At 60.0% G+C, this 14626-nt stretch carries 13 protein-coding genes and 1 pseudogene; 8 read left to right on the forward strand and 6 right to left on the reverse strand.

All coding sequences use genetic code 11. The annotated features are described in order from the left end of the window. The first annotated feature begins 7 nt into the window (after nt 1–7). Nucleotides 8–2221 (forward strand): bifunctional diguanylate cyclase/phosphodiesterase, encoded by a 2214-nt coding sequence (locus tag DU490_RS10840; RefSeq protein WP_181870019.1) that lies wholly within the window; start codon nt 8–10, stop codon nt 2219–2221. A gap of 185 nt (nt 2222–2406) precedes the next feature. Then, nucleotides 2407–2787 (forward strand): BPSL0761 family protein, encoded by a 381-nt coding sequence (locus tag DU490_RS17585; protein ID WP_309485738.1) that lies wholly within the window; start codon nt 2407–2409, stop codon nt 2785–2787. A gap of 45 nt (nt 2788–2832) precedes the next feature. Here DU490_RS17585 and DU490_RS17645 read toward each other — a convergent pair whose 3' ends face one another. The 5 genes and pseudogenes from DU490_RS17645 to DU490_RS10870 all read right to left on the reverse strand — a co-directional run bounded on the left by DU490_RS17645 (nt 2833) and on the right by DU490_RS10870 (nt 7237). Then, nucleotides 2833–2952 (reverse strand): DUF2384 domain-containing protein, encoded by a 120-nt coding sequence (locus DU490_RS17645; protein WP_114574306.1) that lies wholly within the window; start codon nt 2950–2952, stop codon nt 2833–2835. 537 nt (nt 2953–3489) lie between these two features. Beyond that, on the reverse strand, nt 3490–3714 hold the full coding sequence (locus tag DU490_RS10860; RefSeq protein WP_147270457.1) for a hypothetical protein: 225 nt from the start codon (nt 3712–3714) through the stop codon (nt 3490–3492). Between the two features lie 135 nt (nt 3715–3849). Further along, nucleotides 3850–4007: pseudogene (locus DU490_RS17460) on the reverse strand (transposase domain-containing protein); the annotation flags it as partial. A gap of 89 nt (nt 4008–4096) precedes the next feature. Beyond that, nucleotides 4097–6118, reverse strand: coding sequence for a TRAP transporter fused permease subunit (locus tag DU490_RS10865; RefSeq protein WP_114574308.1), 2022 nt, complete (start codon nt 6116–6118; stop codon nt 4097–4099). A gap of 102 nt (nt 6119–6220) precedes the next feature. After that, entirely contained in the window at nt 6221–7237 is a 1017-nt protein-coding gene (locus DU490_RS10870; RefSeq protein ID WP_114574309.1) for a TAXI family TRAP transporter solute-binding subunit, read from the reverse strand. Between the two features lie 314 nt (nt 7238–7551). On the opposite strand from DU490_RS10870, the gene DU490_RS10875 reads away from it, so the two are divergent. Beyond that, nucleotides 7552–8340 carry an IclR family transcriptional regulator gene (locus DU490_RS10875; protein ID WP_181870020.1) on the forward strand — a complete coding sequence of 263 codons (789 nt, stop codon included), beginning with the start codon at nt 7552–7554 and terminating at the stop codon, nt 8338–8340. On the opposite strand, the gene DU490_RS10880 is transcribed toward DU490_RS10875, so the two are convergent. Further along, entirely contained in the window at nt 8313–9572 is a 1260-nt protein-coding gene (locus DU490_RS10880; protein WP_114574311.1) for an MFS transporter, read from the reverse strand. The genes DU490_RS10875 and DU490_RS10880 overlap by 28 nt on opposite strands. Nucleotides 9573–9714: 142 nt before the next feature. On the opposite strand from DU490_RS10880, the gene DU490_RS10885 reads away from it, so the two are divergent. From DU490_RS10885 to DU490_RS10905, 5 genes are read left to right on the forward strand one after another with little or no spacing between them, the layout of a single operon-like run. After that, nucleotides 9715–10491, forward strand: coding sequence for an enoyl-CoA hydratase/isomerase family protein (locus DU490_RS10885; RefSeq protein ID WP_114574312.1), 777 nt, complete (start codon nt 9715–9717; stop codon nt 10489–10491). After that, nucleotides 10488–12098, forward strand: a complete 1611-nt coding sequence (locus DU490_RS10890; protein ID WP_114574313.1) for a methylmalonyl-CoA mutase — start codon at nt 10488–10490, stop codon at nt 12096–12098. Before DU490_RS10885 ends, DU490_RS10890 begins: the two co-directional genes overlap by 4 nt. A 34-nt stretch (nt 12099–12132) precedes the next feature. Next, complete coding sequence (locus DU490_RS10895; RefSeq protein WP_114574314.1) at nt 12133–12528, forward strand: cobalamin-dependent protein; 396 nt, start codon at nt 12133–12135, stop codon at nt 12526–12528. After that, on the forward strand, nt 12525–13703 hold the full coding sequence (locus DU490_RS10900; RefSeq protein WP_114574315.1) for a CaiB/BaiF CoA-transferase family protein: 1179 nt from the start codon (nt 12525–12527) through the stop codon (nt 13701–13703). Before DU490_RS10895 ends, DU490_RS10900 begins: the two co-directional genes overlap by 4 nt. Before the next feature lies 1 nt (nt 13704). Next, a complete protein-coding gene (locus DU490_RS10905; RefSeq protein WP_181870021.1) occupies nt 13705–14613 on the forward strand; it encodes an ArgK/MeaB family GTPase in 909 nt (302 codons plus the stop codon). The last annotated feature ends 13 nt before the right edge of the window (nt 14614–14626 follow it).

Raw genomic sequence — 14626 nt, forward strand, 5'->3', positions numbered from 1 at the left:
GCGAAAAGTGAGCGGGTCCTGCCTGCTCGTCGTCGGCTTGGCTGTACCTTCCTCGTTGCCGCTAGTCGCCCAGATTCCGCCACCTCCGGAACAGATCCCCGACCCCGTGGTATTCGCGGGCTCCAACGACTACCCCCCCTTCCAGTGGCTCGATGACAACAACAAACCGATGGGCTTCGTGATCGATCTCCAAGACGCCATCGCGCATCAACAGGGCCGCGAGGCCGAGCACCGTTTGATGGCATGGGATCAGGCCCTTGAGGCCATCGAGAGGGGCGAAGCCGACGTGGTGGCGCTGTTCATTTCCGAGGAGCGAGACGAGCGATTCGACTTCACCTCGCCGATCTATCACGTGGCACACGGCATCTATGCCCCCTCTCCCGAATCAACCCAGAAGGACCCCAACGACCTCTCCGGCATGCGGGTGGCCGTCGTGGAGGGTGGCTATGCACAGAATCATCTGATCGAGAACCCGGCCGGTTCAGAGCTGATCCCCCAGGTGGACATCCGGAGCGCCCTGCTGGCTGTGGTGGAAGGTCGCGCGGATATCGCCCTCGTCGCCGCCCACACAGCGCGGTATGTCATTGCCGAGGCGGAGTTTGATATCTATCAGATCAGCCGGCCCTTCTGGCCAAAGGCCTATGCCTTCGCCGTCAGGCAAGGGCGTGACGACCTGCATGCGTGGCTCGAGGAGCAGGTAGGCCTGCTGCAAGCCAGCGGCACCTACTTCGATATACACGCGGACTGGCTCCCCAAGATGGAGTGGCAGCCGCCAACCTGGCGGGACCACCTGCGCACCCTGGCCTGGATAGCCCTACCGCTGCTGCTACTGGGAATTGCCGGCTACTTCTGGACCTGGTCCCTGCGCCGGCAGGTGGCCCGCAAGACCCGCCAGCTCTCCAGGGAGTTGGAATCTCGCCGGGCGCTGCAGGGCGAGCTCGAGTATCGCATCGAGCACGACATGCTAACTGAGCTCCCCAATCGCAGCGCCTTCATCAGCAAACTCAACAAACTGATCGAGGCCGACCCCGACTGGTCTCCGACCGTTGCCCTGATCCAACTGGTCAATCTCGAGCAGTTGATCACTGCCTTCAGCTACGAGGTGGCGCTGGAGTTGCAGAGAGCTTTTGCCAGGCTGCTGGAGAGCCAGGATGCTCGGCTGGTCGGCCATTTCGGTTCGGGGCTTTTCGCCATTGCGACGCGAAAGGTGTTGGAAGGCAACGAACTCGTCGGGCGTTTGTCCGAACCGCTGAACCTCGGTTTGGTTGATCTCGACCCCGTCTACGTCGTCGGCATCGTCAACGAGGCCAGCCTCGGCGAGAAGGACGGTGCAGAGGATCTGGTTCGCCGTGGCATCCTGGCCGTGGCGAAGGCCCGAGAGTCGCACCGTCGATGGGTGATCTACAGCGCCGATCTCGAGCCGGATATCGACGACCTGCTCCTGCTCCAGGACTTCAATCGCCACGGCACCCGTGACATGTTCCTCGAGTATCAACCCCAGCTGGATCTCGAGACTCGACGAGTGCGGGGTGTCGAGGCGCTGATCCGCTGGCGGCATCCCGCCCTGGGGCGGGTATCACCGGGGCGCTTCATTCCCATGCTGGAACAGGCCGGCCTGACGCACCGGATCGCACGCTGGGTAATCGAGGAGGCCAGCGACATGTTGAGCCGCACGGGCCTCGCTGCCTCGGGCTTCCATATCAGTGTCAACATGGCGCCCCAGGACCTCATGGAACCCGAGTTGGTCGATTTCATTACCCGGGGCCTGGCGCCGCCGATGCTGGCACGCAGCCTCTGGCTGGAAATCACCGAGACCGGCTTCATCCAAGATCCATCGCGCACCCGCGATGTGCTCTCCAACCTGCATGATGCCGGCGCCTGCATCTCGGTAGACGACTTCGGGACCGGCTACTCCTCGCTCTCCTACATGAGCGAGTTCCCCGTCGATGAGGTCAAGATAGACATGAGCTTCGTGGGCGACATGCTGATCAATGACCGGCACTTCCTCATCGTGCGCTCCACCATCGCCCTCGCTCATGAAATGGGCCTGACGGTGACCGCCGAGGGCGTCGAAGACAGGGAAACCCTCCAGGCCCTCATCGCAATGAAATGCAACACCGTCCAGGGTTTCTTTCTCTCCCGGCCTCTGGATGAAAAGAACCTTCTCGCCTTCCTCGACCTTGACATGGAAGACGTGCTCTCGGGAATGCAAGCCACCTGATCACTCTCCGCTCGTCCGCCTTATTCCCTGAGGCAAGACAAATGCCAGACAACCACCAACATTCACAAGCCGTGATCTACTTCCCCAGGCCAGAGCTTGCTGCCGATATGGCGGGCGCCCTGAGAGGCAACATCCTTCAGTGACACCCCGGTTCTCATCCTGATTGTCGCTGGCTTCTCATCCAGATTGACGCGCTACACCGCGACCTGTCACTCCCCGAGGCTATCCGCCAGGAAGCCTGGCGCCTGCTGCGCCACTACCCTTCCCAGGAGGAGATTCTAATGGCGGGGAAGTTGGAGGAGAGTGCCGGCGAAGGAACGCTCCTCTTGCCGGTATTCAGCTCAGCGATAGATGAGAAACCACTGGAGCCCACACAGGAGGATGGTGCAATCGCAGTTTGGCGGGCAGCAATCGATCTGTTCGGGGGTGATCGAACAGCGGCAGACCGATGGCTACATCATGAGGCAATGGGACTTGGGTGGAAGCGCCCCATCGATGTCATGCAAGACGACCCTCAGCAGGTGCTGGATCTGATTGGCCGAATCGACCATGGGGTTTACACATGATCTCGAAGCACTAAGAAATTCTTAGGGATTGCCAAGTATCGGCTCTCATGGCGCGAAGCCATGGCGTAGCTGTTCCAACAACTTCACCGCAGCAGCGTAGCCCTGCGGCGTTGTGCTGGCCTCCAGCGCACTGATACCCCCTAGTACCCGACTCGGCTTGCTCAACCACCCGGCGCCCTTTTCCTAGCTACCAAATACCTCCCGGCAAGCCGGGTGATCTGGCGTTGACACCGTTGCCGTACTTTTCCTGAATTTATCGATGAGCGCCTTTTCTTCTTCGGTCAGCCAGTTTAGATACACATAGCGCCAATTCAGCTCATAGATTTCCCAGGCCTGTCGTTCCTCGATTGGCTCATCAGTGCGGCGGAACCAGCATATCAGGCGTAGCTCCGGTTAGTCCTCGGGGAAAATCCAGTCGCCCATAGTGTCCTCCCCTTCGGCTCGTTCATGAGCTACTCAGCCAAGCGGGCCAGCTTCAAGCGACCAAAGATAGCGAAGAAGGGCCGTCTTTCGACCTGCATTTACCAACTGCTCTGGCGTCTGGTGATCGAAGAGAAGCAGCGGCTGGCGATACCATGCCTAGGCCTTCTTCCTGTCGCCGCTGAGCTGCTCGGCAGCGCGTAGCACCTCGAAGTCGATGACGCCCATGAACGTTCTCCATTGCGCAGCCAGCGCGAAAGGGGGCGTCAGGAGTGGCCCGTGTCATGCGTACCCTCCCCTGTCGGCAAGTGACAGGTACTCCAGCAAATCGTCGGCATGCCCATCCTCGACCAGCTGTTGGGCAGTGCGACCGCCAAGCGCGGCGATTGGGTAGCTGCGATACCACGCCCAGGCGGCGTCTTCTGAACCGGACCAGGGCGTTATTCGCTCCACGATCCATCGGGCCTGCTGCTCGGGAGAGAGGTGTGTCACTGAGTGATCTGCCATATTCGGATCCGATAGGTCTCGCATTCCCCAATCCTAGCGCAATCCTGCGCCCTCAAGTTGCACCCATGGGTACAGATGTTATGCACATCAGTGGCAGTGTTCCGTAAGCAGTCGGTCATCACCCTTTGCGAGTGATCAGTCGACCGGCTTCCAGTGCTGCGGCAGGAGTTCGTCGATCTGACTGGACTTCTCTGTTGGCAGGCGAACCAGCACATCTTCCAGTTAGGCGGTGGATCATGGCTATTCAGCTTAGCGGTCTGGATCAGACTCATGATGTCGGCGGTGACCTTCCCCCCCAGAAACCGGTCCACCGACAATGTGAGATTTCCGCTACGTTTATCTTGATAGCAGGAGATTTCGCGATGACGAATTAAGGGTTAAGTCAGGAGTTCTCATCACGGTGTTTGTTGAGGCGGCTGGGACGATAACTCAAGTGATGAAAGGTAATGCCCGCTAGCAGACAAGCTATGCCAATGATGTCGAACCACAAGCCAGGAGTGACCATGACGATGGCCCCTGCTCCTATCATTAACCGAGGCAACACTTTCATCCTCTCTCCCAACTGACCAATGGCTGCTACCGAAAGGAATCCAATTCCCAGCATAGCGCTGACCACAGCAAGTATGATGGTCAAAGGATCGCCGGCCAAGGTTAGCTCCGGATTGAGAATGAACAGAAACGGCAGCAGGAACAGGCTGCAAGCAAGGGTCAATGCAAAGCGTGCGGTAGCAAGGAAGGTGCCCCCGCTAATCGCAATGGCCGCAAATATTCCCGCTGCCACCGGTGGCGTAATGGCCGAGACGCTGGCGAAAAAGTACAGGAACAAGTGTGAAGGCAGGCGATCGAAGCCGAGATTCAACAGAGGCGGAGCCAGCACCGCGGCACCCACCGCATAAGCCGCTGGCGTCGGCATGCCCATACCCAACACGATGGCCAGAGCCATGGTGAGCAACAATGAGAGGATCAGAAAATCTCCGCCGATGGCCAGAATCACCTGAGACAGCGTCACCCCCAATCCAGTCAGGTTGATGATCGAGACCATCACCTGGGCCGCGGCAATGATCATAGCGATGTACACCACGCTAAGCGCTGCACTGTAGAGGCCCTCGTAGGTGTCCCGCAGCAGGTCAATCATGCGCCCCCGTGTAGACGCTGCCTCCTCCCGAGCCACCTGCGCCTCGAGACCCGCGAGCTCCAGCGAACGAGCACTGGCCTCGTTACTGAGCTGGCTTCGCGGGAGCAGCGAGTTGAGAAACATCATTGCCATGATCGACATTAGAGACCAGAACACCGCGGTCTGGATGGTGTAGTGCTGCAAGATGAAGAACAGCAGCACCACGATCGGTACCAGCAGGTTGCCCATAGCTCGGGGCTCAAAGGCCTCGCGGCGTGATGGAATCAGCTGGGGTGGTAGCGCCTCAAGCCCGTAGCGGCGGGCCATGAGATAGACGCCCAGCAGCAGAGCGGTAAAGAAAAGCACCGATGGTACCAGGGCTGCCTTCACCACCTCGAGGTAGGGGATCCCTAAAAGCTCCGCCATCAAGAAGGCCCCGGGCCCCATGATGGGCGGCATGATCTGCCCGCCCGTGGAGGCTACCGCCTCGATGGAACCAGCCAGGTTGCGATTGAAGCCGAGCCGTCGCATCAGCGGAATGGTCAGCACACCAGTACTGGTCACGTTCGCCACTGTGCTGCCGTTGATCATGCCCATAAAGGCGCTGCCGATAACCGCCACCATGCCCGCCCCACCACGCAGGCGTCCCCCCAGGCGCATGGCAATACGGATAAAGGTGTCGCCAGCCCCGCTAACGTTGAGCAGCGCACCAAGAATCAGGAACAAGGCCACCACCGTGGCAGAGATGCCCATGAGAGTGCCCAACAAACCGTTGTTACCCATATAGAAGACGTAGATCAACCTCTCGAGCGATAAGCCCCTATGGCCAAAAGGATCCGGGAGATAGGGGCCAAAATACGCATAGCAGAAAAAGACCGCGATCAGGCTGACAAACATCCAGCCCAAAGTGCGTCGTACCGCCTCCAGCAACAGCAAAAACAGGGTCACGCCAAAAACCTTTTCGACGGACTCATTCACATACCAGTTGCTCATCACGATGGCGTCGTAGTTGACAAACACATAGCCGAGAAGTACCACGCAGGCACATGCACAGGGCAGGTCGAGCAAGAAAAGCTGCAGGCGAGGAAAGCGGGGACGTCCTTGGTAGAGCAGGAATACAAAGAATAGCGCTCCCCCCAGGTGGACGGCTCGCTGTTGGTAATTGGGGAGTGTGCCCACGCCAGCAGTCACTATATGGAACAGGATCCATACCAGCGCCAGGCCGCCTATCACCCCCCCGGCCACACCATTGAAGCGACGAAGATGCGTGACGCGTTCACTTGAACTCATAGAAGAAGCCCTGCCGCCTTGAACTCACAGTCGACAGGCGGAGCAAAGCCTTAGGCTCTGCTCCGCCTAACACACGGTTTAAAGTACCCGACAAGCAGGTTCTTACTCGGCGTATTCGGCCGGAATCAAATGATCCGGAACGTCGTGGCCCTGTTCCTTGAGGTAGCGCACCACGCCGGCGTGCAACGGAGCCACGCTTGCATTAAGTGTCAACTGCAACGGGTCGATATCAGCGGCAGGCGCATAACCATCGGACGCTGCCTTCATACCAGCCTCGGAGAAAGCACGCGCTATGATTCCGTACGCAGTCTCCTCATCTAGCTCACTGGTGGTGTTGATACCGATACCGGTCTGAATGGTCATCAGAGGGCTTTGCTGTTCGCCATAATGATCTTGGGCATCAACTTCGCCGACACTAAAGTAGGCTTGTTCGCTTGCGACTTTCTCCGCCTGATCCTGTGTCATGGAAAGCAGTCGAATGGGACGTGATGAATGGGCCTGCTGAATATAACCATCGGGGTGCAGACCGGCCTTGACGAAGGCATCCAGACGGCGGTTCTGGAAGGCATCCAGCGCATCGCTGGCCCCGGCACGATAATAGTCAGGCTCGATGCCGAGAATTTCCAGCACTGTCTCGGTCTGTCCTTCGGTGGCGGTGCCCCTGCCCCCGGAGTTGAAATCTCGGCCGGCGAGGTCTTCTAGCGAATGGATATCAGAATTGGCTGACACAACCCAGTTCAAGGGTAGCGGCGCGAAAAAATACAGGGTGCGCAGGTTCTCTGCTGGCGAGCCATACTCGCCCTCACCCTGCATGGCCTGGTGATCGGAAGACGTCACCGCAATTCCCATGTCGACTTCGCCGCGTAGCAGCCCTTGGGTCGAGGCCGAGGCACCACCCAATTCCTGGATACTCATGTTGACGCCGTCGACGTTATCGTTCCAATCGGAAACGACGGCAACCTGGTAAGAGTAGAACGCCGATCCACTATGGGTTCCACCCATGGCCAGACGAGCCTGGGCCTCCGAGTCCAGCGGCACTAGGCTGAGCGCAAAAATACCCGCAGCGCTGAGAGTCAAGGCGTTCAAGCTGAAGGAAGTGCCATGCTTGTTGGTATGCATTGTTGTTGTCCTCTTGGCGTGTCCGTGGTGCGTAGGTTGTCTCGCTTGGAAATGTGGTCCTTATCAAGTTCTCATGGTATGCCCGAGTGCAAGACCTCTAGAGCGACTGGTGTCTCGCTGTCATGCTTAGTACAAAGCTAGCAGATTTTCATGCATGTGTAATACTATTCAGCAAACCGAATAGAATGAAAGGGCCGCCTGACCGAATTTCGCAAACGCTTGCGCATCAAGTACCCTTGCGGGGTTGGAGAGGAAGAAGCGGTCAGTCGCCAGGCATCGTTCGGCGGGTCCTCAAGAGCAATGGACGAGTCACTATGAAGCAATCCTCTAGCGTCAGCACTGGCGTTGGCCAGAAAGCCCCCTCCCGGCCCGAAAGCGTCAAGACGGCAGCCCGCACCCTGAGCCTCTTCGTAGCCTTCGCCGAAGCCCAGACCCCCCTCGCACTGACGGATCTTGCCAAGCGCATCGACGCCCCTGTCAGCAGCTGCCATGCCCTGGTCAAGACCCTGCAGAGCCTGGGTTACGTTTACGTATTGGAGCAAAAGAAACGCGTCTACCCGACCAAGCGGCTGCTGCAGATCGCCCAGTCGATCGCCTCGCATGACCCGCTGCTCGAGAGTGTCTCGCCCGTGCTGCAGGACCTTCGGGATGAGCTTGGTGAAACCGTGATTCTCGGGAAGCGCCAGGACTACAGTGTGGTGTATCTCGACATCATCGAAGGCACCCATACCGTGCGCTACGCCGCGAACCCGGGTGACGCCAAACCGTTGCACTCCAGCGCCATCGGCAAGGCCATGCTCGGTGAGGAAAGCGGCGTGCGGTTGCAGAGTCTGCTGGAGCGTCTTCCACTGCCCAGCGTGACATCGAGCACCATTACCGACCGCGACCAGTTGCTGGATGACATCCTCAATGGCCAGCGACGCGGCTACTTCGTCACTCGCGGCGAGAATGTCGATGACGTGATGGCGCTCGCCATCGCCCTTCCGGTATTCGGTGAAACATTGGGCCTAGCCATTGCCGGGCCGATGGAGCGTATGGCTCGTCACTACGAGCGGTACCGTGAAGCCTTGATTCGTCATGGCGACCGACTAGCCTCGCTATGAGCAGTAGTCTCAGACACCAGAACAGCGCGACGCAGACAAAACAGCGCGAAGAGTGATGCCAAACCCGGAAGCAAAAAGCCGACGGAATAACTGCCTCCCAGCGAGACAATCACACTGAACAGTGCGGGCCCAGTTAATACTCCCATGTAGGTCAGCACAAGAACCGCGGCGGTGGCCTCACTTACTTCGGCCTGGGGGCTGCGACGCGCCACTTCCGAAAGGTAAACACCGTTCCAGCCTATCGCAGTGCCCCCGGCTGCACTCAGCAGGACTATCACCAGCCAAACTGGGGTGTCTGGCCCGAGCAATGAGACCGCGACAAACAAGACCGACATGGCAATGGCCAGGCCGCATAACACGGGAACACTCCTTCCCAATCGGTCGGCCAGCATCCCCCAGCCAATGCGGCCAAAGACCCCTGAAGCATGAACGACCGACATGATCACCCCGGCCGTGACCAGGGTAATCAGTAACTCTTCAACCATGAACGCCACGGTAAAGCTCAGCAACGACAACTGAGCCGCAGCCAGACAGAACCCAGCCATCCCTAGCCATAGAATCGGCGGACGCCGATAGAGTACCGCGAGGCTACCGGAGCCCCGCAGCAGCGTGGCGGGCGCGCGGTCGCTGTCCCACTCGCGGCGCCGCAGCTGCAATGCCAAGGCGGTGACCAGCGCGGCCAGGCTCAGGACAAGAAACGCAGCGTGCCAGCTCCAGGCCTGGGCAAGTGACGGCGCCAGGGAGCCCGACAGCACACCGCCCAGCGGCACACCGGACTGCTTGATCGAATAGAGCAGGTTGCGATGGCGCAGCGGCGTATAACGCGCCAGAAGCTGTGCCGCCGCGGGGTTGGTCAAACCGTAGGCAACGCCGAGAAGCAGCGTGGTAAGCAGCAGCGCGGCCGGCGTACCGCCCCCTGCCACCGCGCAACCCACCATCACCAACGCCATGGCCACCTGACTGGAGCGGCAGGCACCGAGGCGCCGAGCCAGCGATCCCGCCTGCAACGACACCAGCATGGCAACCCCATACAGCAGGCTCACTTGCATTCCCACCAGGCCGGTGGGAATGCCGAAATCGGCCGCAATCTGCGGTGCCAACACGGGTATCAGCAGCATGGCGGCACTGGTCAATGCCTGCACCCAAGTGGTGGTCGCCACCACGACCCAAGCCTCCCGCCTAGAGGCCAGGGGGTGGTCAAGTGGCGCGGTGGGGGGTGGAGACTTCGGCATGCCATGCCTCCTTTCGCCTCGGTGCCCTGCCCCAAATGGGCTGATCGCTGGGGCATCTCAACTTGACAGATAATTTCACATATAAGTATGTTTATTCATTATGCGGAAATAAACAACGCCAACATCTTCCGTCGGAGCCTCCATGGCCAAATACCTTCTTGTCGACGCACAAGGCCCTCTGCTGAGGGTCACCATCCATCGCCCCGAGAAACGAAACGCCCTGTCCCGGGCGGTACTCAATGAGCTCGCCGATGTCTTCACTGAGCACGCCGCGGAACCCAAGTGGAAAGTGGTCGTGCTGACCGGCGCGGGTGACAAGAACTTCGCCGCCGGTGGCGATCTGCGGGATCTCGCTCAGGTACGCAGCGAGGAGCAAGCCACCACCATGAGCCAAGAGGCAAGGCGCGCACTCGATGCCGTGAGCCAGTTTCCGGTTCCTGTCATCGCCGCCCTCAATGGTGACGCCATTGGCGGTGGCGCAGAACTCGCCGTGGCTTGCGATTTCATCATCTCCCCGCCCACCAGCCGCATTGGCTTCATACAGGGCAAGCTCAACATCACGACCGCTTGGGGCGGTGGCACTCGCCTGCTGAGCCGTCTTCCGACACCGCTGGCATTGCGCCTGCTGACCCGCTCCGAGCTACTCGACGCCCATGCCGCACATCGCATCGGCTTGATTGACCAAGTGGCCGAGGACGATCAGACGCTCGAGCAGTGTGTCGAGCAGTTCACCAAGCCCATGCTTGCCCAGGCACCCCAAGTTCTTCGGGGCTTCAAGGCACTGGCGCTGAGCCATGCCGACGGCCTGTCAAAACCAGAACTTGCCGAGATCGAGACCCACCATCTCGTCGCTACCTGGACGCATGACGATCACTGGGAAGCCGCAGACAAGATTCTGAATACGAGGAAATCTCCATGAGCGATTCCGGAAACCGCACACCACCCATTCCAGCGCCGCATACCGCCTCCGGTATCGAGATTCCCGAGCGAATCACCCCCGACATGCTCCGCCACCCCGACCCAGGTACCCCCGGCGAGCCACCCTACACACGCGGCATCTTTCCTAACGGCTACCGCGGCCGGCTGTGGACGTTTCGCCAGTACTCCGGCTTCGGCACCGCAGAGGACACCAACGCACGCTATCGCTTCTTGCTGGAAAGCGGCCAGACCGGCCTGTCGGTGGCCCTCGACCTGCCCACCCAGTGCGGGTTTGACCCCAATGATCCCATGGCGCGCTCCGAGGTGGGCAAGGTGGGCGTGTCTCTCTCCAATCTCGCCGAAGCGGAGATCCTCTTCGACGGTATCGACTTGAGCGGCATTTCTACCTCCTTCACCATCAATGGCACGGCCGCGATCATCTATGCGATGTACTGCGCAGTGGCCGACAAACAAGGGGTCCCCCGCGAAAAACTCACCGGCACCATCCAGAACGACATCCTCAAGGAGTACGTGGCCCGCGGTACCTGGATTTTTCCAGTGCGCCCCTCCATGCGCCTGATTTCCGATACCATCCTCTTTTCCAACCGCGAAACTCCGCGTTTCAACCCGATCAGCATCGCCGGTGCCCATGTGCGCGACGCCGGCGCCACCGCGGTGGAGGAACTGGGCTACACCCTCGCCAACGGCCTGGCCTATGTGGACGAACTGATTCGCCGCGGTGGAGACGCAACCGAGTTCACCAACCGATTGAGCTTCTTCTTCTACGTGCACATGGATTTCTTCGAAGAGATCTGTAAATTTCGCGCGGCACGTCGCCTCTGGGCGTCACTCCTGGAAGAGCGCTTCGGGATCACCGACCCCAAGGCGCAGCGCTTCCGCTTCGGGGTAGTCTGCGGCGGCTCGTCGCTTACCGCCGCCCAGCCCTACAACAACATCGTGCGCGTGAGCATCGAGACACTGGCGGCCACCCTCGGCGGCGCGCAGTCGGTATTCACCTGCGCCTATGACGAGGCATTCCAGATCCCCACCGAATTCAGTGCCGAGATTGCCCTGCGCACTCAGCAAATTATCGCCTACGAGAGCGGCATCTCGAAGATGGTGGACCCCTTGGGGGGCAGCCAGTACGTGGAATGGTTGACCGACAAGATGGAAGAGGAAACGCGCCGTGTCATCGATGAGATAGATGAGTATGGCGGGGTGGAGAAGGCGATAGAGGACGGTTATCTGCAGGCGCGCATCGCTGAACGCGCGCACGAACGCAAGCAGAAAGTCGACAGAGGGGAAACGGTGATCGTGGGGCAGAACTACTTCCGCCGAGAAAACCAGACTGGCGACTTCGGAGAGGTGTTCAAGGTCGACCCCCAGGCCGCCCAGCGGGTACAGGAGAAGTACCAGCGCCTGCTCGACGAGCGCGACTCGGCTAGGGCCGAACATACGCTCAAGGCGCTGGAGCAGGCTGCAGCGAAGGATGACGAGAACCTTATGCCATACCTGATCGACTGCTGCCACGCCTACGCCACGGTGGGCGAGATGGTCGCCACTCTCAAGTCACAGTGGGGCGAGTTCCAGGAACCCATCCGACTCTGAGCCGACGCTCACCCATCACCAGTGGAGACATCCCATGAGCTTAAAAGGCAAAAGAATCCTGATCGCCAAGCCCGGCTTAGACGGACACGACGTAGGAGCTAAGGTGATCGCCCTGGCGCTTCGCGATGCCGGCGCCGACGTCATCTACACCGGGCTGCGAAAGAGTTCGGAGTATATCGCCAAGGTGGCGGTGGATGAGGATGTAGACGTGGTGGGGCTCAGCATGCTGTCCGGCAGCCACATGGCACTGGTCAGTGAGACCATGCGCTGCTTGGAAGAGTACGACGCTGCCGACATCAAGCTCTTCGTGGGCGGCACCATTCCTGAGAAGGACCGCGAGGCCTTGCTTGAGGCAGGTGTATGCGGCGTGTTCACTGCGGACATGCCCCTGCAGGAGGTTATTCTCGCCATCGAGAGGGCTCTCTCATGAACCAGAACGCCGCACCCTCCGGCCCACTAAACGGCATCCGCATACTGGAAGTCAGCCATATGCTGGCAGGCCCCTATTGCGGCATGCTGCTTGCTGACCTAGGTGCCGAAGTGATCAAGATCGAGGCCCCCGGCATAGGCGACATCGGCCGTCAGATAGGACCCCATTTCATCGGGCCCCACAATGCTTACTTCGCCAGCCTCAACCGCAACAAGCGCAGCGTTAGTCTCGACCTGACAAGCGAAGCGGGCCAGAAGCGGCTTGGTGAGCTAGCAAGCAATTCCCACGCCCTGCTCACTAATATGCGGCCCGCAGCAGTCCGCAAGTTGGGACTGACTTATGATGCCCTTCGTAAACACAATAACAAGATTGCCTGCCTTGCACTGACAGGCTTCGGCCTTGAGGGACCTTTCGCCGAGAAGCCTGCCTACGACTACGTCATTCAAGCCTTGGCCGGTGTCATGGCCATGACCGGTGATCCGAATGGCCCACCAGTGAAAACCGGCTACTCCGTTGTCGATAACTCTGCCGGGATCATGGGCGCATTGGGGCTCACCGCCAAGCTGGTGGAGGGCAAAGGGGGCCAGGTGGATGTTTCCCTCTACGACACCATGCTTTCGCAGCTCAACTACCTGGCCGGGGCCTATCTCAACGCCGGCCAGAAGGCCCAGCGATACCCCGGCGGAGGCCACCCCTACATCGTGCCGGCACAGATATTCCCTACCAGCGATGGCCATGTGGCACTGTTCATTACCCATGATGGCTTCTGGGCCGACTTCTGCCGCGAAATCGACCGCGAGGAGTGGATCACGGATCCGCGCTACGCCACCATGGCCGGGCGCACCGCTAATCGCGAGGCGGTAATTGCCGACGTCCAAGCCGTGCTGTTGAGGGATTCTACCGACAGATGGATCACACGACTCGCCCCGCTGGGTGTGGTCGTGGCCGGCGTTCAAAGCCTCGAAGACGCCCTGGAGTCTGAGCTGACCCGCTCCCGACAAATGGTCGTCACGGTACCCACGGCCCATGGCGACATTCGCATGGTGGGCAACCCGATCAAGATCCAAGGCCAGCCGTCTTACTACGGGCCACCGCCACTGCTCGACGAGGATGCCGATCAGCTGTCCGAGTTGGATTGGCATATCCAGGCGCCACATACCCCACGAGGAGGCTGACATGAGCGGCCTTGCCCCTCGATCGCGCCGTGCACTCGGCCGAGAATTGACCCGTCTGGCCAATGCCTCGGTGGCGGAAAGCCTGGCACACAGTACGCAGCGCCCCGAGCCCTCGATGGAGCCAGTGCGTATCGGTTTTACCGGCGCGCCAGGCGCCGGAAAGAGCACTTTGATCAGTCGTCTTGCCAAGCACCGGCTTTCCGCCTGCCGCGAAAAAGGTGGTGTCGCTATCCTCGGAATCGATCCCACCAGCCCGCTCTCCGGTGGCTCGATTCTGGGTGACCGCATTCGTATGGACGCCATCGCCAACGAGCCGGATCTCTACATCCGCTCGCTGGCCAGTCGCAGCTCTCATGACGGTCTTGCCGATAACGTCCTTGACCTGCTGGAAGCCGTGGAAGGGTATGGCTTTCGCGAGGTGCTACTGGAAACGGTGGGCGTGGGCCAGGCCGAGCACGCCATTCGCCACTCGGTGGACACCTTGGTGATGGTGCTGCAGCCCAACGCCGGCGACGCCATTCAGGCGATGAAATCCGGGGTTCTCGAACTGGCCGATATCTACGTGATCAACAAGGCCGACCTCCCCGGCGCCAAGAAAAGCGCCTCGGAAATCCGCGGCATCGTCCAGCGATCTCAAGCAGCGTGGCGCCCCCCGGTAATCGAGACCAGCCAGAAACACGAAGAGGGGCTGGCCAAACTGGATTCTGCCATCAGTGAACATCTCGCCTGGCAGGCAGAGCACTGCAATGCCAGCGAAACGCTGCGGCGGCGGCGCCACTATCACGTCCAATCGCTGATCGTGCGTCGCGTCTCCGAACTGCTGGAGCATCAGCCTCAGTTACTCGATGCAACGAGCCTGGCAGAGGCCTATGACTGTATCCTTCTGGCACTAGCCGAGGATACTCAATGATAAATTCCTCGCA

This window comes from Halomonas sp. DQ26W, assembly GCF_003339685.1.
In the GTDB taxonomy this organism is placed as follows: domain Bacteria; phylum Pseudomonadota; class Gammaproteobacteria; order Pseudomonadales; family Halomonadaceae; genus Halomonas.